15 protein-coding genes and 1 pseudogene are annotated in these 19,293 nt (G+C 65.2%); 7 read left to right on the forward strand and 9 right to left on the reverse strand.

All coding sequences use genetic code 11. The annotated features are described in order from the left end of the window. Positions 1–95 precede the first annotated feature (95 nt). Both AC5Y5Z_RS16435 and AC5Y5Z_RS16440 read left to right on the forward strand, forming a co-directional pair. Complete coding sequence (locus AC5Y5Z_RS16435; RefSeq protein WP_499926330.1) at positions 96–1,046, forward strand: GlxA family transcriptional regulator; 951 nt, start codon at positions 96–98, stop codon at positions 1,044–1,046. Between the two features lie 28 nt (positions 1,047–1,074). Then, positions 1,075–1,812, forward strand: coding sequence for a DJ-1/PfpI family protein (locus tag AC5Y5Z_RS16440; RefSeq protein ID WP_499918793.1), 738 nt, complete (start codon positions 1,075–1,077; stop codon positions 1,810–1,812). Here AC5Y5Z_RS16440 and AC5Y5Z_RS16445 read toward each other — a convergent pair. Then, positions 1,809–2,285, reverse strand: coding sequence for a nuclear transport factor 2 family protein (locus AC5Y5Z_RS16445; RefSeq protein WP_499926333.1), 477 nt, complete (start codon positions 2,283–2,285; stop codon positions 1,809–1,811). The two genes, AC5Y5Z_RS16440 and AC5Y5Z_RS16445, sit on opposite strands and share 4 nt — an antisense overlap. A 19-nt stretch (positions 2,286–2,304) precedes the next feature. On the opposite strand from AC5Y5Z_RS16445, the gene AC5Y5Z_RS16450 reads away from it, so the two are divergent. After that, positions 2,305–3,072: an SDR family oxidoreductase gene (locus tag AC5Y5Z_RS16450; RefSeq protein WP_499926335.1), complete on the forward strand. Its 768-nt coding sequence runs from the start codon at positions 2,305–2,307 to the stop codon at positions 3,070–3,072. Positions 3,073–3,081: 9 nt separating this feature from the next. Here AC5Y5Z_RS16450 and AC5Y5Z_RS16455 read toward each other — a convergent pair whose 3' ends face one another. The 4 genes from AC5Y5Z_RS16455 to AC5Y5Z_RS16470 all read right to left on the reverse strand — a co-directional run bounded on the left by AC5Y5Z_RS16455 (position 3,082) and on the right by AC5Y5Z_RS16470 (position 8,216). After that, complete coding sequence (locus tag AC5Y5Z_RS16455) at positions 3,082–3,849, reverse strand: YqjF family protein (protein ID WP_499926337.1); 768 nt, start codon at positions 3,847–3,849, stop codon at positions 3,082–3,084. A 4-nt stretch (positions 3,850–3,853) separates the two neighbouring features. After that, positions 3,854–5,707, reverse strand: a complete 1,854-nt coding sequence (locus tag AC5Y5Z_RS16460) for a fatty acyl-AMP ligase (RefSeq protein ID WP_499926339.1) — start codon at positions 5,705–5,707, stop codon at positions 3,854–3,856. Between the two features lie 47 nt (positions 5,708–5,754). Next, positions 5,755–7,032: a lipase LipD gene (lipD, locus tag AC5Y5Z_RS16465; RefSeq protein WP_499918789.1), complete on the reverse strand. Its 1,278-nt coding sequence runs from the start codon at positions 7,030–7,032 to the stop codon at positions 5,755–5,757. A 62-nt stretch (positions 7,033–7,094) separates the two neighbouring features. Beyond that, the gene (locus tag AC5Y5Z_RS16470) at positions 7,095–8,216 is read right to left on the reverse strand and encodes a serine hydrolase domain-containing protein (protein WP_499918787.1); all 1,122 of its coding nucleotides are present in this window, start codon (positions 8,214–8,216) and stop codon (positions 7,095–7,097) included. Positions 8,217–8,637: 421 nt separating this feature from the next. On the opposite strand from AC5Y5Z_RS16470, the gene AC5Y5Z_RS16475 reads away from it, so the two are divergent. Further along, positions 8,638–9,102, forward strand: coding sequence for an SRPBCC family protein (locus tag AC5Y5Z_RS16475; protein ID WP_499926342.1), 465 nt, complete (start codon positions 8,638–8,640; stop codon positions 9,100–9,102). A 62-nt stretch (positions 9,103–9,164) separates the two neighbouring features. On the opposite strand, the gene AC5Y5Z_RS16480 is transcribed toward AC5Y5Z_RS16475, so the two are convergent. Together AC5Y5Z_RS16480 and AC5Y5Z_RS16485 are read right to left on the reverse strand one after the other, a co-directional pair. Next, on the reverse strand, positions 9,165–10,322 hold the full coding sequence (locus AC5Y5Z_RS16480; RefSeq protein ID WP_499926344.1) for an LLM class flavin-dependent oxidoreductase: 1,158 nt from the start codon (positions 10,320–10,322) through the stop codon (positions 9,165–9,167). Positions 10,323–10,645: 323 nt separating this feature from the next. Continuing rightward, the gene (locus tag AC5Y5Z_RS16485; RefSeq protein WP_463824252.1) at positions 10,646–11,089 is read right to left on the reverse strand and encodes a hypothetical protein; all 444 of its coding nucleotides are present in this window, start codon (positions 11,087–11,089) and stop codon (positions 10,646–10,648) included. Between the two features lie 676 nt (positions 11,090–11,765). Between AC5Y5Z_RS16485 and AC5Y5Z_RS16490 the strand changes: the two genes are divergently transcribed. Next, entirely contained in the window at positions 11,766–14,588 is a 2,823-nt protein-coding gene (locus AC5Y5Z_RS16490; RefSeq protein ID WP_499926346.1) for a PPE domain-containing protein, read from the forward strand. 22 nt (positions 14,589–14,610) lie between these two features. On the opposite strand, the gene aceA is transcribed toward AC5Y5Z_RS16490, so the two are convergent. Next, positions 14,611–16,899 (reverse strand): isocitrate lyase ICL2, encoded by a 2,289-nt coding sequence (gene aceA, locus AC5Y5Z_RS16495; protein WP_463824250.1) that lies wholly within the window; start codon positions 16,897–16,899, stop codon positions 14,611–14,613. A 46-nt stretch (positions 16,900–16,945) separates the two neighbouring features. After that, the gene (locus AC5Y5Z_RS16500; protein WP_499926351.1) at positions 16,946–17,689 is read right to left on the reverse strand and encodes an MBL fold metallo-hydrolase; all 744 of its coding nucleotides are present in this window, start codon (positions 17,687–17,689) and stop codon (positions 16,946–16,948) included. A 101-nt stretch (positions 17,690–17,790) separates the two neighbouring features. Here AC5Y5Z_RS16500 and AC5Y5Z_RS16505 point away from each other — a divergent pair. Then, a pseudogene (locus AC5Y5Z_RS16505) lies at positions 17,791–18,794 on the forward strand (zinc-binding dehydrogenase). Positions 18,795–18,832: 38 nt separating this feature from the next. Next, positions 18,833–19,273, forward strand: a complete 441-nt coding sequence (locus tag AC5Y5Z_RS16510; protein WP_463824247.1) for an SRPBCC family protein — start codon at positions 18,833–18,835, stop codon at positions 19,271–19,273. Positions 19,274–19,293: the final 20 nt, after the last annotated feature.

Genomic DNA, 19,293 nt, shown 5'->3' on the forward strand with positions numbered 1-19,293 from the left:
AAGGTGCCGGCCCGGGGCTGTGCCCGGGTCCGCATGTCTTATTTTGTTGGCACCATGGCGTAGACGACATGGTTTTGTTGGCCAAGACTGAGGCCATGGCACGAAAAATCGTCATCGTCGGCTTCCCGGGGGTGCAGGCGCTCGATGTGATCGGGCCCTACGAAGTGTTCACCGGCGCTTCGTTGCTGACCGAAGGCGGATACGACGTCGTGGTGGCCGCGGCCAATGGACAACCGGTCACCACGGCTACCGGGCTGGGCTTCACCGCCGCGCCCCTTCCCGCCCCGCGCGAACGCATCGACACCGTGGTGCTGCCCGGTGGTGGCGGCGTCGACGCCGCACGGGCCGACGCCGGATTCGTGGACTGGATCAAAGCAGTGGCCCGGACCGCACGACGCGTCGTCACCGTCTGCACGGGAGCATTCCTGGCCGCCGAAGCCGGATTGTTGGACGGGCATCGGGCCACCACACACTGGGCGTTCGCCGACCGGTTGGCCACAGAGTTCCCGAACATCGAGATCGATCCCGACCCGATCTTCGTGCGCAGCAGCGAACGGATATGGACAGCCGCCGGTGTCGCCGCGGGCATCGACCTGGCGCTGTCGCTGGTCGAGGACGACCACGGCACCGAGATTGCGCAGACGGTGGCCCGCTGGCTGGTGCTCTATCTGCGCCGGCCCGGGGGCCAGACCCAGTTCGCCGCACCGGTGTGGATGCCGCGCGCGAAACGGACGTCGATCCGCGACGTGCAGGAGGCCATCGAGTCCGAGCCCGGCGCATCGCACAGCGTCGAGGACCTGGCCCGGCGGGCGGCGATGAGCCCTCGGCATTTCACCCGGGTGTTCACCGAGGAGATCGGTGAGGCGCCCGGGCAGTACGTCGAGCGGATCCGCACCGAGGCCGCGCGTCGTCAGTTGGAGGAGACCGACGACACCGTCGTGGCAATCGCTTCGCGCTGCGGCTTCGGGACGGCGGAAACCATGCGGCGCAACTTCATTCGCCGGATCGGCATCCCGCCCGACCAGTACCGCAAAGCGTTCGTCTGACCCGTAACCACACGCTAGGAGAATCCCGATGACCCAGATCGCCTTCGTGGCCTACCCGGATTTCACCGCACTCGACATGATCGGGCCCTACGAGATCCTGCGCCAGCTGCCGCACACCGAGGTGCGCTTCGTCTGGCACGACGTCGGGCCGGTCACCGCCGACTCCGGAGTGCTGGTGATCGGCGCCACGCACTCGCTGGCCGAAACGCCCTCCCCCGACGTGATTCTGGTGCCGGGCGGGCCCGGGACACCGGTGCACGCCCGCGATGAGAAGCTGCTCGAGTGGCTGCGCCAAGCACATCGGACGGCGAGCTGGACCACGTCGGTGTGCTCTGGATCGGTGATTCTGGCGGCCGCCGGCCTGCTCAAGGGCCGGCGCGCGACGTCGCACTGGCTGACCATCCCGGCACTGAAAGCGTTTGGCGCGATTCCCGTCACCGACGAACGAATTGTGCACGAGGACAACATCATCACCAGCGCGGGAGTTTCCGCGGGTCTCGACCTCGGCCTGTGGCTGGCCGGTCAGATGGGCGGGGAAGGCCGCGCCAAGGCGATCCAGCTGGCCCTCGAGTACGACCCGCAGCCACCGTTCGACAGCGGCCATCTGTCCAAGGCATCGGCCACCACCAAAGCCGCCGCCACCGCGCTGCTGTCCAGGGACAGCGCCCGGCCGGCCATGCTCAAAGCCGCGACATCGTTGGCCTGGCAGCAGGCGCTGAACGCTGCCCGCTCGCGCCGGCGCAAGCGGTCATCGGCCTCGAGCTAGGCCTTGGGTTCGGGGAACCTCGTGGACGCGAACCGGCCGCCGGCCTCCAGCCAGGCGCCGACGATGCCGGGCGCGTCACGGTTGGGGTTGTAGATGTCCTCTTCGCTGCTGAACAGACCGTCGCCGGCGTAGACCAGCCGGGTCCAGTTCGGGAACCAGAACGGCTCTCCGTCGGGGTCGGTGGGGTGATCGAGCAGGTTCCTGATCATGATCACCACGGCATCGTTGTCTTCGTCGTAGGCGGTCCAGTCCGAGGGAAACCGCATGTGCGGGAACGGCGCCATCACGGAGACGATCCATTCGCGCACCTCCTCGCGACCGTGGAAGGTCCCGTAGTGATGCTCCGTGTAGACCACGTCCTCGGTGAACAGATCCGCGAAGGGGCGCCAATCGCCCGACGCGGAGCATCCTTCGACGACGGTCGTGTAGTGGCGGACGGCTTCCTCGATCTCTGCTTTGGCGAACTTGCCCATACCGGACAGACTAGATCCCATGACGGTGTTGGATCTGTTCGACTTGCACGGCAAGACGGCTTTGGTGACCGGAGCCTCCAGCGGTATCGGTAAGCAGGTGGCTCTGGCCTACGTCGAAGCCGGAGCCGAAGTGGCGATTGCCGCAAGGCATTTGGATGCTCTGACGGAGTTGGCCGAGCAGATCGCCGCGATGGGAGGCCGGGCGGTGCCCATCGTGTGCGACGTGACCCGGCAAGATCAGGTGACCGCCATGGTGGATCAGCTCACTGAGCAGCTGGGCGGCATCGACATCGCGGTGTGCAATGCCGGCATCGTCTCGGACACCCCGATGCTGGAGATGTCGCTGCAGGAGTTTCAACGGATCCAGGACACCAACGTGACCGGGGTCTTCCTCACCGCCCAGGCCGCCGCCAAGGCAATGGTGCGGCAGGGCCGCGGCGGGTCCATCATCACCACCGCGTCGATGTCAGGTCATATCATCAACGTCCCGCAGCAGGTGGGTCACTACTGCACCACCAAGGCGGCGGTCATCCACCTCACCAAAGCGATGGCGGTCGAGTTCGCGCCATACGAGATCCGGGTCAACAGCATCAGTCCCGGGTATATCCGTACCGAGCTGGTCGAGCCGCTCGCCGACTATCACCGCGTGTGGGAGCCGAAGATCCCGATGGGACGGATCGGCCGGCCCGAAGAACTCACCGGCCTGTACCTCTACCTGGCCAGCGCGGCTTCCAGCTATATGACCGGATCCGACCTGATCATCGACGGCGGATACACCTGTCCGTGAGCCGGATTGCTACGCAACCAGGCAGGGCCGGCCGAACTGGGTCCGTACCCCTGGGGAGAACAGCGCGCGCAGCCGGTCGCCGCTGGGCGTGATTCCGGCAGCCGCCACCAGCTCGTCGTGCAGTTCCACGATCTCGGCGGCCTGCACCGTCCATTCCGCGTGTTGGTTCGGGACCCACCAGGTGCGTCCGGCCTTGCGGGTGTGCGCGCCCCAGCGGGCGGTGAGCCACACCTCGAGCGGTGTCGGGGTGATCGGCTCGCCGACGGTGACTGTCACCAGGCTGCGCAGCCCACGCCGCGGCCAGCGCCGAACGCTGTGATAACTGATCTGGTTGCCGGACCGGGCGATGCGCATCCTTGCCCAGGTGTAGGGGACGCCCAGACCGATCCGGGTGACCGGCACGACTGCTAGACGCGCTGTCTCCAGCGACCGGAACAGCACTCCGTGGCGTCCGGCATCGTCGACCGAGTACAGCCGCACATTGGTCTCGTGGAACGTTCCAAAGTATGGAAGTGGCAGCGCTGCAACAAGTTTGGTGCTGGTCATGGTGAACGGCACCAGCCCGACGTAGGTCAGGCCGTCGGCGAAGACGTCGGGCCGGGTGCCGGGCGGGTACAGATGCGCGATGCTGGCAGGCGTCACCGGCCAGTGCAGGAACGTCAGATCGGCCCAGTGCTGGTCGAAGGTGACCGGACGGATCAGGGGCGGCGGTCTCACCGGGAACCCCGCCAGCTTCGGGACCCGATCGGATCCCTCGGCCGACGGGTCGGTGGTCATCGGATCATGGTGACACGGCGTCGTGCCCGCCGAACGCGCCGCTCAGATACTGGACGCGGCAGGCCACCCGCGCGAGCTTGCCGCTGGTGGTACGCGGGATGGCCCCGGCCGGCAGGAACCGCACATCGGCGACCGACAACCGGTGGCGGGCCGCCACGGCCGCGCGGATCGCGTCGAGCGCAGGTGCCGGGTCAGCCCGCCCGGTGCCGGTGGCGCGCTCGGCGATGATGACCAGAGCGTGGCGGCCCTCGCGGGGCACCGTGAACGCCGTCGCGTAGCCCCGGCGCACCATCGGCGATGCTTCCGCGACGGTCGCCTCGATGTCCTGCGGGTAGTGGTGTGTGTCGTCGATGGTGATCAGATCGGCGATCCGGCCGGTGACGTACAGTTCGCCGTCGACGTACACGGCCAGATCCCCGGTCCGCAGCCAGTCACCGCCGATATCTGATCCGGCGGCATGGCTACCCGTTCGGAGGGTGGCCCCCAGTTTGGCTCCGAAGGTCAGCCGCGTCTGTTCCGGCCGACGCCAGTAACCGCGGCCGACGTTGTCACCTTGCAGCCACGGTTCGCCGACCTGGCCATCCGGCAGTTCTGCTCCGGTCTCCGGATCCACGATCACCGCCCACAGGCTGCGGGCCACCTGCCCGCAGGACACCTGTGCGACGACGGTGGGAGCGTCGGCAGCTACCTGGACCGCCCGGCCCGCACCGAGCTGCTCGCGGTCCAGATAGATCACCGACGTCTCGGCGGCGTGGTCGATGGTCGCGATCATCAGGGTCGCCTCGGCGATACCGTAGGACGGTTTGAATGCCTTGCGCGGCAACCCATATGAGGAGAACGCCTTATTGAATGCGGTCACCGCCTCGATGCTGACCGGTTCGGAACCGATGATCAGCACGACGTTGGCGAGGTCGATATCTTCACCGGGTGCGGGAAGTCCGCGCTGCGCGGCCCATTCGTAGGCGAAGTTCGGCGCCGCGGTGACGACGCGACCGGTGCGTGATCCCGCCGAGAGAGCCTGGATCCAGCGCTGCGGCCGGCGCACGAACGCCGTCGGGGACATCAGGGTGGTGTGGCCTCCGTAGACGGTGGGGAAGCCGATCATCGACAGGCCCATGTCGTGATACAGCGGCAGCCAGCTCACGCCGTGGGTGTTGCGGTTGAGCAGGTCGATCGACAAGATCATCTGCACCAGGTTGGTGGCCACCGCGCGGTGGGTGATCTCCACGCCGACAGGGGCCCGGGTGGCACCTGAGGTGTATTGCAGGTATGAGACCGCGTCCATGTCCAGCGCGACCGGAGCAAACCGGTCCTGGTCCGAGTCGGGAATTTCGTCGATGACCAGCACGCGCGGTGCCTGCAACCGGCTGACGTTTGCCAGAAACTGCTGCACCCCGTCGCGCGCCGCGGTCGTGGTGAGCACGACTTTCGGGGTCGAATCCAGTAGGGCTGTTTCCAGCCGCTCGGCGTGGCCCGGCAGTTCCGGTGCGAACAGTGGCACCGCGATGGTTCCCGCTTTGATTGCGGCGTAGTAGCCGGCGACCCAGTCGATGCTCTGGGGTGCCAGGATCGCGACCCGGTCGCCGGGTCCCGCGTGCTGCTGGATGTGCGCGCTGATGGCGCGCAGGCGCACCCCGAACTGAGTCCAGGTCACTTCCAGCGCGCGCCCGGCGCCCAGGCCGCTGTGGTCGAGGTAGCGGTATGCGATCTCGTCGCCGACGTACCTGATGTTGCGGTCGATCAACGAGATCAGCGTGGTGTCCGGCGGCAGGGCGATGTTGCCGTCCGTGGCCAGGCAATCCTCGATCTGCAGTAGCCCATCACGCACTGCAGGCTCCGGTCGGACACCGCCATCCATAACCGAAGTCTATAAATCGTCCTTGGCGCCCTCGGGCGGTGCGGGCGCTACTCCCCCGCGGCCGGCTCGTGCTCGCCGGGATCGTGATACGTCGCACCGAGACGCGGCACCTCCAACGGTCCGTCTTTGCGCGCCGCATCGACGGCGTTGGTGAGCAGCGGGGCCAACCCCGCGAACGAACCCACGTCGAACAGCAGCAGCGTCAGCAGACGGTTGTGCACGTATCCGAACGAGCTGCCCGTCTCCGGATCGGCCCATCCCACGGTGCCGCCCAGACCGATGTGGCCGTAACCTTCCAAAAAGCCTGGGACAGGCGATGATTGATAACCCTGGTGATAGGTGAAGGGCAGTCCCAGATTCAGGTCCGGCCACAACTCGGCTTTGCCTTTCATGCCTGATACCGCCTCGGACGACAACAGTCGCGTGCCGTCGATGACACCGTCGTTGGCCAGCACCGCGTACGTTTTTGCCAGGGCACGCGCGGTCACCACACCGTTGACCGCGGGCAGCTCGCCGTCCAGGAACGGCATGTCGTCCTGCAGCATCGACATGATGCCCGGGAAGTAGATCGAGCCCAGCAACCCGGAAAAGGACAGTCCGGCAACCTTGGGTGCGATGAAGTCCAGCAGCGGCGTCGGGATCTTGGCCTGGGGCAACAACGTCTGCGCCGCTTTGGTCGGGCAGTCCGCGGGTGGCCGGCCGAGGTGCAGGCCGTCGGTGTCCAGCGGTCGGGCGAGTTCCTCGCGGAACAGTTCCCGCATGCCCTTGCCGGTCACCGCACGGGCCAGGCCCGACAACAGCCAGCCGTAGGTGATCGCGTGGTAGGCCATCTTGCCGTGCGCACGGTCCACCGGCGCGGCGGCCAGCCGCTCCTCCATCAACAGGTGATCCATGATCGTGTCCTTGTCCACACCCTTCAGGTGTGACAGTCCGGCGCGGTGTCGCAGCATGTCGCTCACGGTGATCTCGGATTTGCCGTTCGCGCCGAACTCGGGCCAGTAGTCGGCGACCGGTGCGTCATAGCACAACAGGCCGCGGTCGACGAGGAGATGAATAATGGTGGCGGCTAACCCTTTTGTCGCGGAGAACACCATGGCCCCGGTGTCGGCGGTCCACGGTTCGTTGCCCTTGCGGTCCGAGTAGCCTGTCCAGACATCGACCACCTGCCGGCCGTCGATGAAGACCGAGAGCGCACCGCCGCCGAATATGCGCCCGGGATACAACCCGGCGAATGCCCGGATGACATTGAGAAAGCGTGAGTCGCAGGCACCCTGCACGCTCGACGGTAAGCCGTTGTCGGTGGTGAGAATCGACGGTTGCGCCATACCGTGAATCATGGCAGCCGCGCCGCGCGCCGTATAGGAATTGCGCGCTGTCGCGAACGGACTTATGACCCCGGCATCCAGATGCTTCCCAGCGACTCGACCATGGCGCCCGGATCCTGACTGTCGACGTTGCAGCTGACGGCGATCGCAGTGCGACGGTCGCTGCTGACCCGGAATGCCGTGAGGAAACCGGCCCAGGTGCCCGGGTGGTCGAGCATGCCGTTGGCGAGCGACTGGATTCCGGCGCCGTAGCGGTCGCCGCCGCCGGGGTCGGTTTCCACGGCTCCGGCCAGCTGTGCCTCGAGTAGAGTCGGGCCGCCGACCTTACCGGTGCGGTAGTTGTCGGCCCACCGGACCAACTGGCTCATGGTGGTCTGGATGCCGCGGTCGCCTACTTGTTCCCACTTGAAATCTGTGGCCTGAAAGTCGTTGTCGCCCTTGCTGTATGCCACTGCTTTATTGGGAACGCCCGCCACCGGTTCGAGCACCATGGTCAGGCCGAGCGGACGGAAGATCTCCGTGCTGAGGAAGTCCGCGAGGGACCGGCCGGAGACGCGGTGCACAATCTCGCCGAGCAACAGGTAGTTGGAATTGACGTACTCGTAGCGCGCGCCGGGCTTAGAGGTCAACTCCGGTACCGCGACCAGGGCCTGCAGGGCCTGGGCCTCGGTGGTGCGGTCGCTGAAGTTCAACCCCTGCTCTTGAAGCAGGCTGGTGTATTCGGGGATCCCACTGGTGTGATGCATCAGTTGCGCGAGGCTGACGTTTGCGGCCCACGGCGGCATTTCAGTGATGTACTTGGACAGCGGATCGTCCAAGGTCAGCTTGCCTGCCTGAACCAGGAGCAGGATTGCGGTGGCGGTGAATTGCTTTGAGACCGAAGCGATATCGAAAACCGTGTCCGCGGTGATCTTGGCTTTGTTGCTCAGGTTGGCAAGTCCGGCAACCCCGGTCCACGCCACCCGGCCCTCGACCCCGACGGCCGCCGAGCAGCCTGGCCCGTCGGCCTTGACCGCAGAGTCCAGCACATTCTGGCTATCACCCGCCTGGGCGACGGAGGCTGCCGCGGTGCTGCCGGTGCTGGATTGAGTGGCTGGCGTGCGGGCTGGGCTGCTGCACCCGCCGAGAAGCAGCGCTGCCACCAGCAACGCGCCGCTGCGGCGATAAGGTAGTGAGGATCTCATATGTTGTCCCGCAATCTCATTGGCCATATTCCCGGTCAGGTGTCGGTTTTGGAGAGCCGTCCGACAACCGATCGGGTCGGGTCGGCTTCGCGCTCGGCGATCATCAATTCGATGCCGGTTTCAATCGCCGCCGCGGTGCGTTCACGGACCTTGCGCGCTGCGTGGCCGTCGGCTTCCCGGCCCTTGAACGTTCAGCCTGCGCAGCGGCTTCACCAACGTGAGCATCGCAGCGATGTCGGCCTGGTGTGGGTGCTATCTCGACGGCATCGGCGTTCGGCACACCGTGAGTATGCCCCGGCACCGGCGCCGCGTGGACGATTCCGCGACCTGTGGTACGTGACCCGCCCGGATCGGTGGTGCGCGGGTGCGCGATAGGGTACGCGGCAGCACCATTCCAGGTCGGATACCTCAGGAGTCAGCCATGTCGGGTCGGAAGTTCACGTTCGAGGTCAACAAGACCACCAGCGCGCCCCCCGCGACGGTATTCCAGCTGGTGGCCGACGGTGGCAACTGGTCCAGCTGGGCGAAACCGATCGTCGTGTCGTCGAGCTGGGTCCGCCAGGGCGACCCGGCTCCCGGGGGCGTAGGGGCGGTCCGCAAGCTGGGGATGTGGCCGGTGTTCGTGCAGGAGGAAACCACTGCCTATGAGCAGGATCGGCGGCACGCCTACAAGCTGGTGGGTCCGCGGCAGCCGGTCACCGACTATGTCGCCGAAGTGGTCCTCACACCGAACTCGTCGGGTGGCACCGACATCCGTTGGAGTGGCTCGTTCATCGAGAAGGCCCGGGGTACCGGACCAGCCGCCCGCGCGGCGATGGGCGGCGCAGTCAAATTCTTCGCAGGCCAGCTGGTAAAGGCTGCCGAGCGGCAATCTGGCGCTCGGTAGTCCTGCCGCGCAACACTTTTCGCCGTTCCTGGACGGGTTGGCCAAGGTAGCGGTCCTGGCGGCTATCCGACCTCGTCCTGGTACTTCTTGGTCATGTGCTCGATGGCCTGCAACTGCGTCTGAGCCAGGCTGTCGCGCATCTGTCCGGCTCGCGCGGCGGCGTCTAAGGTGGGTTGGGCCTGTCCCTGGAAGTGCGGCATCACTTCGGCGGCGAACAACTCGGCTGACCGCCTGGTCGCTGCCGGGTTGGCCCACTCATGACCCATCTGCAGCATGCAGCCGAATCCGCCCGATTGGTCCCATAACCGCTGGATCTGTTCGCGGGCGCGTTCGGGCGTGCCGATCACGCCGGCGCCGTTGCCGTTGATCATGTCGATCATCTCGTCGAGCCGGTCGCCCGGCATCGTCATCTGCGGGAATGCGGCGACCTTCTGGAAGTAGCGGAACCAGGGCTCGATGCCGAATTTTACGTCGGCACGGGCCTGTTCGTCGGTCTCGGCGATGTGCATCGGTCCGACCAGGCTCCAGTTGCTGCGGTCGACGTGGGCACCGAATTTGGCGGCGCGTTCCTCGACGATGCCCCAGTGGTAGGCCAGCGCGTCGAACCCTTCGATGGTCAGGGTCGCTCCGATCGACAACAGCCCGATGCCGTGCTTGCCGGCCAACCGCGCTCCCGTCGGCGACGCGACCGCGGCCACCGCCAAGGGAATCCCGCTGGCCGAGTAGGGAGCGAGCTGCAATTTAGCGTCGAACAATTGGTGGGTGGCGGTCTTGGCGCTCACCGTCTCCCCCGCCAGCAGACGCACCACGATGTCGAGATTGGACTCGAGTAGCTCGCGTGTGTCTGTCGGGGTCAGCCCGATCATGGCGGAGTCGGTCGGCAGTGATCCGGGGCCAACTCCGCCGATGATGCGTCCGTGGGTGAGATGGTCGAGCAGCATCAGCCGGTCCGCGACCCACAGCGGGTTGTGATAGGACAGCGAAATCACTCCGGTGCCGAATCGTATCCGCTTGGCGCGCTGAGCCGCTGCTCCGATGAAAACCTCTGGCGAGCTGATGATCTCGCTGCCTGCCGAGTGGTGTTCGCCGATCCACGCCTCATCGAAACCGAGGGAGTCGAGGTGCTCGACGAACTCCAAGTCACGTTGCAGCGCAAGCGTGGGATTGGTGCCGGCGCGGTGGAATGGCGCGATGAAGTATCCGAACCTGAGCTTCTCCATCGGGGCTCCCTTGCGATCGGCCTGGACGAACTTTAGCCCGACGACAATGCCCGCCGGGATGGCGGGTTGAGGAGTCGGGCAGTCGGGTCGGGCCGACGACGATGCCCGCCGGGATGGCGGGTTGAGGAGTCGGGCAGTCGGGTCGGGCCGACGACAATGCCCGCCGGGATGGCGGGTTGAGGAGTCGGGCAGTCGGGTCGGGCCGACGACGATGCCCGCCGGGATGGCGGGTTGAGGAGTCGGGCAGTCGGGTTGGGCCGACAACGCAAACGAGGACCGGTAGTTACCGGTCCTCGTTCGTCTCCGTCAACGACGTCGGATGATCACGGGAAGCCCCCGCAGAGGTTGCCGACGCAACCGCCGCCGCCACCCGGTCCGCCGCCGCCACCGCCGACCCCGGGAATGGTGCCGCTACCGCCGCCCGGCCCGCCGCCACCGGTCGGCCCGCCAGGCACGCTGCCGCCGCCGCCGTCGGGTCCACCACCGCCGCCGGGGCCGCCGGGTACCGTGCCGCCGCCACCGCCGGGCCCGCCGCCACCGGTGGGGCCGCCCGGGACGCTGCCGCCGCCACCGCCGGGACCACCGGTACCACCGGGCGAAGTTTCGGTCGGTGCGCCGGACGGGGCCGTGGTGCTGGTGGCCGGGGTTGTCGTCGGCGTAGTGCTGCTACTCGGGGACTTGTTGTCGCCGCCACCGCAGGCCACTGCCATAAGAAGCATGGCGCCACCGCCGAAGGCGGCAAACGCCGTCTTGACTTGAGATCTCATCAGACTCACCAATCTTCACTCTTGTCGCGCATGTGCCGGGGTCGCATACCCCCTAATCTGACGCCGGAAACTCGGGGGCGGCGCCCTCGGTTTCCGGCCTGCCTGCCGTGGTCGTATGAGTCACATTGTCTGGACTTGGGTTTCGGCGCGGGTCGTGGGCTGCGCGTGCGCAGGTCCGTTGCCACGGGTTTCTGCGGGAAATTCGGCGCTCACGTGGCTTGACGCAAGTCAATTCGGTTCACATCGGCGCGGTGTCCATTAAGCGCAATTAATCGCATTTTTCCATTGCGTCAATTTGCAGTGTATTTGAGTCACATATGTGGCGCTATGTTGCGCAGCCCTGCCCACTTCGCGGCACACGCAGGGTGACTGCTGGTGGCTGAGTTCCGTTGGGGTGCTTGAAGGCCCACCGCACGCGGCAGCTCTCGCCGTTGACATCAGGGGGTGGAACTTCTGCTCCAATGTCGATTTGTAAAGCAGATTGTCACTGAGACCGTAAGATAATCACATTTAGATAACGGTTGAATAGCGATTTGATAAATAAGACTCCTCGGCCTGGGGGTCGCCCGTAGCTTGTCGGCTACGACACAGCTTGCTGGCGACTGTGGGTCGGGGGGCCCGTATCCGGTTGTCACAAACTGCGATTGGCGCTTGTCCCCTGAGAGAGGTTGAGACGATGAACTATTCAGTGCTGCCGCCCGAGGTCAACTCGGCACTGATATTCGCCGGCGCGGGAACCGAGCCGATGCTGGCGGCTGCGGCAGCCTGGGAGGGTCTTGCAGATGAATTGTCCTCTGCCGCAGCGACCTTCGAATCAGTAACGGCCGGATTGGTCGATGGAGCTTGGCAGGGATCGGCGGCCGCGGCGATGATGGCTGCCGCAGCCCCCTATGCCGGCTGGCTCAGTGCCACGGCATCGCATGCCGGACAAGCCGCGGCGCAGGCAGGTGCCATGGCGGCCGAGTTCGAGGCCGTCGCGTCGGCGATCGTGCATCCGGAGCTGATTGCAGCTAATCGCAACGCCTTTGTGTCACTGGTGTTGTCCAACATCTTCGGACAGAACGCTCCCGCGATCGCGTCCGCGGAAGCGCTCTACGAGGAGATGTGGGCGCTGGACGTCTCGGTGATGTCCGCCTACCACGTCGGCGCCTCCGCTGCGGTATCCGCGCTGACGCCGTTCGTGCAACCGCTACAGAGTCTGGTCGGAGGCATGAGCGCTGGAGCGGCAATGGTAGGTCCACTGGCAGCCGCCGCGGTACCGGAGCGATCCCTCAATCTGAGCCTGATCCCGCCCATCGCAGGCATTGGAAATCTCGGTTTCGGGAATGTCGGCCTGACTAATTTCGGCAACGCAAACTTCGGCGACTTCAACCTCGGTTCCGGGAACCTCGGTAGCTCGAACTTCGGCTGGGGAAACCTGGGCGGCAATAACTTCGGGCTCGGCAACCTCGGTAGCGGCAATATCGGCTTCGGCAACATCGGCGTCGGTAACTTCGGCTTCGGAAACACGGGTAACGGCAACATCGGTATCGGGCTGGCCGGCAACGGTCAGATCGGCATCGGCGGTCTCAACTCCGGCTCTGGCAACTTCGGGTTGTTCAACTCGGGGAACGGCAATATCGGCTTCTTCAACTCCGGAAGCGGCAACTTCGGCATCGGCAACTCCGGCGACTTCAACACCGGTTTGTGGAACTCCGGCCGGGCCAACACCGGCTTTTTGAATGCGGGATCGTTCAACACCGGGTTCCTGGACGTCGGCAACGCGAATACCGGCACCTACAACGTCGGCAACTTCAACATGGGGGACTTCAACACCGCCTCCTCGAACACAGGTTCCTTCAACAACGGTGCGTCTAACACCGGCTTCTTCAACCAAGGAAACCTGAACACCGGGTTCCTGAACCTCGGGGACATGAACAACGGCCTGTTCAACACCGGCCAATTGAACAACGGCGTCTTCTACCAGGGCACCGGCCAGGGCAACCTGTTCTTCTCGATCGCAACTCCCGACATCACGTTGCCGCCGTTGGAGATACAGGCGATCACCGTCCCCGCCTTTGAGCTGCCGGCACTGCACATTCCGGGAATTTACGTTCCGCCCTTTGTCATCCCCGCCGGCACGACGTTGGCCGCATTCAATCTCCCGCGGTTGACCATCCCGGATTTGACTATTCCGCCGATTTCGATTGCGGCGGGTACGACGTTGGCCGCCTTCAATCTGCCTAGTTTGACGATTCCGGATTTGACTATTCCGCCGATTTCGATTGCGCCGGGTACGGCGTTGGGTGCGTTTGATCTGCCGAGTTTGACGATTCCGGACTTGACGATTCCGCCGATTTCGATTGCGGCGGGTACGACGTTGGCCGCCTTCAACCTGCCGAGCTTGACGATTCCGAACCTGACGATCCCGGGGATCTCTATCCCCGCCGGTAGCCAAATCGGTGGATTCTTCCTGCCCGGAATCGAGACACCACAGATTTTTGTGCCGGGCATCGAGACGGACCCGTTCTACACCCCGACGATTTCTACCCCTTACATCAACGGGCCCCGGTTAGATTTCCCGGGGATCAGCATCCCGATCCGGTTATTCCTGCCGAATAACATCATTGCCCTGCAAACGGGCGTTGCTGGTCAATATCCGGCCATTGGCACGTTCTACGGGATGCCGGGCGCCTTCCTTGAAACCGGAAGCTTCTCAGTCGGCCCCATCGGACTCTCCGCCTTCAGCATTTCCCCCATCGGGATCTCTGGCTTCTCCCTTCCCAGCTTGACCATCCCAGGCATCAATGTGGATCCGATCGAGGTCAAGCCCTTCCAGCTGCCCGCGATTGGTACGCAGCCAATATCCATTCCTGGGTTCACGATCGATCCGATCGGGTTGAGTAATTTGGTGTTGCCGAATATCACGACGGCGCCGGTGTCGATTCCTGGGTTCACGATCGATCCGATCGGGCTCAGTGATCTGGTGTTGCCGAATATCACGACGGCGCCGGTGTCGATTCCTGGGTTTACGATCGATCCGATCGGCCTCAGTGATCTGGTGTTGCCGAACCTCACCACAGTGGGTTTCACCACCCCGGCGCTCGACATCCCACCGTTCGGTCTGGCGGAATTCACCCTGCCGCCGCTGGTCATCCCGAGCATCCACCTACCCGCACAGGTCCTGGCCACTTTCCCCGTCCCCGGCGGCCCCGGTTACCTCAACACAACGATCAACCCGTCATCCGGCTTCTTCAACACCGGGATCGGTGGCAACTCAGGATTCGGCAACAACGGTGCGGGACTGTCGGGTTGGTACAACTCAAACGGTCCCGGGCTTCTAGGCGGCTCCGGCTACCAGAACTTCGGCGGCCTGATTTCGGGCTTCAACAACGTCGGCAGCGGCGTTTCCGGTCTTGCCAACGCCGGCGTTCTGGACCTGGCTCTGACCAGTCTCGTCTCCGGCATCGGCAACCTCGGCAACAACCTGTCGGGCCTGTTCTTCAGGGGCACCACATAACCAGGCCCGACCCCCGAATTAGTCAGTTCTCTTTGAGAATCAACTTTTTCAACGCCGCGCGGTCGGTGGTCAACAGCTCCTCGATGCGGGGCTTGTTGACCTCGGCGACGATGATCTCACCGACTTCCTGATAGACCTCGCTGAAGATGCCGTGCGACTTCATCTTCTCGGTCTGGTACTGGTTGTCCTCGGTCGGCGTCACGTAGTACACCGCGTCGGCCTTGAACCGATGCACCAGCCACAGATGGATCAGAGTCATCAGCCGCTTCTGACGCAGCTTTTCAGCGAAGGTGTTCTGGTCACGCACCTGCAGGATGCTGCGGCCGTGGCGGTCTTTGATGGGGTCGACCACGACGTTGGCCAGCTGCTCGTCACCGTCGCCGTAGATGCCCAGTTCCAGCACATCCGAGCCGGCGCGACGGGGCCGCAACGTGACCCGAAGCTTCTCGCCCAGCTGATAGTGCTCGCTCCAGATCGCCAGCCATTCCTCCAGCAGCTTCTTGGGCACCTCGGTCTGCACCAGATGCTGGTGTTGAGTGGACCCCTTGCCCATCGCCTTCGTAGTCGCCGTACGGCCGGAGACCGCCGCCAGGCCTGCGTCGCTGCGCGGCCCGCCAACCAGGGTTTGCGGTGTGCGATAAGGCGATTCGACCAGCCGCATCTTGCGCTGCAGGCGGGCCAGCGCCAGCATCCCGTCCTGGGTGAGGTTGGTAGCGAACTCTTCGGCAGCGACACCGTCGATCTGGTGTCCGCCGTAGGTGATGAAGTTGAAGACAAAGCCCATCTTGCCCAGTTCCGCTGGGAACTCCCGCATTTCCTCGTCGGTCATGCCGGTGGTGTCCCAGTTGAACGAGGGCGAGAGGTTGTAGGCCAGCATCTGGTCAGGGAACTTGGCGTGAATCGCTTCGGCGAACTGCCGGGCATCGGCCAGATCGGCTGTCTTGGTCTCCATCCACAGAATGTCGGCGAACGGCGCGGCGGCCAGGGACTTGGCGATCGCATACGGAATCCCGCCGCGGATCTGGTAGTAGCCCTCAGGGGTTTTCGCGAGCTCGCAGTCCCACCCCGGGTCGACACCCAACTCGGCGGCTTTCTGCCGGGCCTCGTAGAGCGACGCGGTCGCAGCGAACTCCCGCCATTCCTGGGAGCTCATGCCGCGCGGCTCGTCGTCGCTCTCACCGAATTCCAGGACCTCGGCCACGGCTTCGCCGTAGGTCAGCACCCCGGCGTCGTCCTCCCAGGCAGCCACGAAGCGGGATTCGACTTCGTCGTAGACGTCGTCGATCGAAGTCTCGCCGTTCTCCCGCCACGTCTTGACCGCCTCGGAGATCAGGTCGGCGATCCCCTGGCGCTCCAGCCATGCGTTGGCTCCCGCGTACTCGCCGTCGCTCAAGGCGTACAACAGATGGCCGTTGAGCTCCTCGACGCCCGAATCGTAGAAGCGTTTCATCATCGCCAGGAAGCAGGCCTTATAGGACGGAACCTTCAGGTTGGTGGCCCCGAGCAGGAAAGGCTGGTCGCGTTCGTCGCCGCGGCTGTCGAGGAGGTTGGCTGCCTCGGCGTCCGTACGGGCGACGATGATGCCCGGCACCCGCATGATGTCGAGTTGAAAGCGAGCGGCGTTGAGTCGCTTGATCTGCTCGTCGGACGGCACCAGAACCTTACCGCCCTGATGGCCGCACTTCTTGGTGCCCGGACGCTGGTCCTCGATGTGATAGCCCGGGACGCCGACCTCCACAAAACGCCGAATAAGGTTGCGCACGTGCGGATCTCCGCCGTGGCCGGTGTCGGCATCGGCGATGATGAATGGCCGGTAATCGTAGAACGTGGCGGTCGCCCGCTGCCGTTCGGTCATGTTCAGGCGCAGGTACTCCTGATTGCGGTCTGCGGTGAGCAGGGCGCGCACCAGGACCGCGGCGTCGTCAGGCACCTGGCTGAGCGGGTAGCTGGCCAGGTCTGGGCCCGGATCCTCGGTCGTGGACCCTTTGGCCGAGGTGGCCCAGCCGCCCAGGTAGATCCCTTCGATGCCCATCCGCTTCATGCTCACGGCCTGGCCGGGCGAGTACGGGCCAAATGTGGTGATGCTCTTCTTCTGCTCGAAGAGCTCACGCAGGCGCGGGTAGAAGGCGGCGGCGGCCTCGCGCGCCACGGTGTAGTCGACGGGAATCGTGCCGCGTTGCTCTACGACCTGGCGGGCCGTGTACAGGCGCGTGATGCCCGCGAACCGCGGACTGTCGAGGTAGCGCTGCGTGTCGGCGACCTCCTGCTCGAACTTCGATTGGACTGCATTGTCCGTTTCGGCGATGGCCATGGCCTTCCGCTCCTTCTCAGCGCCAATTCCCCTTGTCGCTGAAAGTCTATGCCCCTGGATAGTGAGCTGGGTCACCGGTCGACCCAGCCGCACGAGCCCGCAGCCAACCCTGTTGGCGCCGGATGAACGCCGCGTCGACGACACGGCCGTGCCCCGGGACGTAGCGGGCATCGAGGCCGCCCAGCGCCAGTAGCCGATCGAGGGTCGCGGGCCAGGCGGCCACGTCGGAGTCGCCGTCGATCGCGGGCGTTCCGGACTCCTCGACGAGGTCGCCGGTGAAAACCACCGACGGACCACCATCGCGGTCAGCCGCAACCAGCACGACCAAGTCCGAATGAGTATGGCCTGGACCGAGATAGGCGATGGTGACCGCGCGATCCCCGAGGTCCACCACGGCGTCGTGGATTCCGCGCGCAGGTGGTCGCAGCGCGGTGATGGCACGGTCGATCTCGGCGGCATCGGCTCCGTGGCGCAGCGCATCACTGCGCAACTGGTCGGTACCTGCCAGCAGGTATTCGACAACTCCCGGCGCGCAGTGGATTTCGGCCCCGGCGAACAGCGAGGATCCCAACACATGGTCGAAGTGCTTGTGCGTCAACACAATATCGGTCACGTCGCAGTCGGCGATCTCCCGGATGTCCGCCGCGATGGCGGCGGCCTCTGGCAACGTCGTCCCGGTGTCGACCAACAAGGCCCCGCGCGCGCCGTACACCAGGCCGACCGTGACATCGCAGAACGGCAGCCGACAGCGATGCACCCTGGCGCTCAACTGCTCCCAGTCGTGGTTCATCAGTCCCGGGAGTGTATTACGGAGAGGTGTTCGAGCAGGCCATCTCGGCGTGATCCCGATGCGAGCTGAACCGCCATTCGTCCCGAGCAAGGAGAAACACGATGCGCGCAGTCGTCATCACCAGACACGGTGGTCCCTCGGTGCTGCAGGTCCAGCAACGCCCTGACCCGCCGCGCCCGGGCCCGGGTCAGCTGCGCATCGAGGTCCGGGCGGCCGGCGTCAACTTCGCCGATCATCTCGCCCGCGTCGGCTTGTATCCCGACGCGCCCAAGCTCCCGCCGTCGTCGGCTACGAGGTCGCCGGCACGGTGGTGGCTGTCGGCGACGGCCTCGACGGCGGCCGTGTCGGTGGTAGGGTCTTGGCCGGAACGCGATTCGGTGGGTACGCCGAAATCGTCAATGTCGCCGAGTCCGACTCGGTGCCGCTGCCTGAGTCGGTGAGCTTCGAGCAGGGCGCCGCGGTCCCGGTCAATTACGCCACTGCGTGGGCGGGGTTGCACGGCTACGGGTCGTTGCAGGCCGGCGAGCGGGTGCTCATCCATGCCGCGGCCGGCGGCGTGGGCATCGCGGCCGTTCAGTTCGCCAAGGCGGCAGGCGCCGAGATACACGGCACCGCATCGCCCGGCAAGCACCAGAAGCTGACCGAATTGGGCGTCGATCGCGCGATCGACTACCGCCGCGACGGCTGGTGGAAGGATCTGCCGCCCTACGACCTCGTGCTCGATGCGCTGGGCGGCACGTCGCTGCGGCGGTCCTACGGGCTGCTGCGTCCGGGTGGACGGTTGGTCGGCTATGGGATTTCGAACCTGCAGGAGGGCGAGAAGCGCGCACTGCGCAAGGCGGCCCCGCACGCGCTGGCGATGCTGCGCGGGTTCAATCTGATGGATCAGCTGTCGGAGTCCAAGACCGTCATCGGCCTGAACATGCTGCGGTTGTGGGACGATCGCGGCACCCTCGAACCCTGGATCACGCCGCTGCGCCGGGCACTCGGCGACGGCGTCGTCGCGCCCATCGTGCACGCCGCGGTGCCGTTCTCCCAAGCACCCGAAGCGCATCGGATCCTGGCTGCCCGAGAGAACATCGGCAAGGTCGTGCTGGTGCCCTGAGCTGGTTTAGCCGCCGCGGCGGTGGCAATGTATCGCGCATGGCTGTCACCGAGTCCCGCGAAGTTGTCATCGACGCGACACCCGACGAGATCATGGAGGTGTTGTTCGATCTGGAATCGCTGCCCGAATGGTCGTCGGCTCATCGCGAAGTCGAGGTTCTGGAGCGCGACGAGGACGGCCATCCGACCAAATCCCGGCAAGTCGTCAAAGTCGTTGGCGTGAGCGACGAACAGGTGCTGGACTACACCGTGCACGACGACGGCGTCAGTTGGAAGCTGGTGAGCGCCAAAGCGCAGAAGGGGCAGCACGCGCGATACACGCTGACGCCCGAAGGGAATTCGACGAGGGTGCATTTCGAGCTCACCGTGGATCTCGGCGTGCCGGTGCCGGGCTTCCTGGTCAAGAAGGGCGCCAAGGGGCTGATGGAAACGGCGACGGACGGCCTGCGTAAGCGGGTACTGCAAGTCAAAAAAGGCTGATGCGCCATTTTTGTTGTGGC

Source organism: Mycobacterium sp. NGS29 (genome assembly GCF_059812965.1).

What these genes read in the sequence shown, in the direction of transcription:
- AC5Y5Z_RS16445 (WP_499926333.1), bottom strand. Translation starts at nt 2,285, where the DNA reads ATGGGCAAGTTCGCCAAAGCAGAGATCGAGGAAGCCGTCCGCCACTAC.
- AC5Y5Z_RS16475 (WP_499926342.1), top strand. Translation starts at nt 8,638, where the DNA reads ATGTCGGGTCGGAAGTTCACGTTCGAGGTCAACAAGACCACCAGCGCG.
- AC5Y5Z_RS16470 (WP_499918787.1), bottom strand. Translation starts at nt 8,216, where the DNA reads ATGAGATCCTCACTACCTTATCGCCGCAGCGGCGCGTTGCTGGTGGCA.
- AC5Y5Z_RS16485 (WP_463824252.1), bottom strand. Translation starts at nt 11,089, where the DNA reads ATGAGATCTCAAGTCAAGACGGCGTTTGCCGCCTTCGGCGGTGGCGCC.
- AC5Y5Z_RS16500 (WP_499926351.1), bottom strand. Translation starts at nt 17,689, where the DNA reads ATGAACCACGACTGGGAGCAGTTGAGCGCCAGGGTGCATCGCTGTCGG.
- AC5Y5Z_RS16480 (WP_499926344.1), bottom strand. Translation starts at nt 10,322, where the DNA reads ATGGAGAAGCTCAGGTTCGGATACTTCATCGCGCCATTCCACCGCGCC.
- AC5Y5Z_RS16455 (WP_499926337.1), bottom strand. Translation starts at nt 3,849, where the DNA reads ATGACCACCGACCCGTCGGCCGAGGGATCCGATCGGGTCCCGAAGCTG.
- AC5Y5Z_RS16510 (WP_463824247.1), top strand. Translation starts at nt 18,833, where the DNA reads ATGGCTGTCACCGAGTCCCGCGAAGTTGTCATCGACGCGACACCCGAC.
- AC5Y5Z_RS16460 (WP_499926339.1), bottom strand. Translation starts at nt 5,707, where the DNA reads ATGGATGGCGGTGTCCGACCGGAGCCTGCAGTGCGTGATGGGCTACTG.
- AC5Y5Z_RS16490 (WP_499926346.1), top strand. Translation starts at nt 11,766, where the DNA reads ATGAACTATTCAGTGCTGCCGCCCGAGGTCAACTCGGCACTGATATTC.
- AC5Y5Z_RS16450 (WP_499926335.1), top strand. Translation starts at nt 2,305, where the DNA reads ATGACGGTGTTGGATCTGTTCGACTTGCACGGCAAGACGGCTTTGGTG.
- aceA (WP_463824250.1), bottom strand. Translation starts at nt 16,899, where the DNA reads ATGGCCATCGCCGAAACGGACAATGCAGTCCAATCGAAGTTCGAGCAG.
- AC5Y5Z_RS16440 (WP_499918793.1), top strand. Translation starts at nt 1,075, where the DNA reads ATGACCCAGATCGCCTTCGTGGCCTACCCGGATTTCACCGCACTCGAC.
- AC5Y5Z_RS16435 (WP_499926330.1), top strand. Translation starts at nt 96, where the DNA reads ATGGCACGAAAAATCGTCATCGTCGGCTTCCCGGGGGTGCAGGCGCTC.
- lipD (WP_499918789.1), bottom strand. Translation starts at nt 7,032, where the DNA reads ATGGCGCAACCGTCGATTCTCACCACCGACAACGGCTTACCGTCGAGC.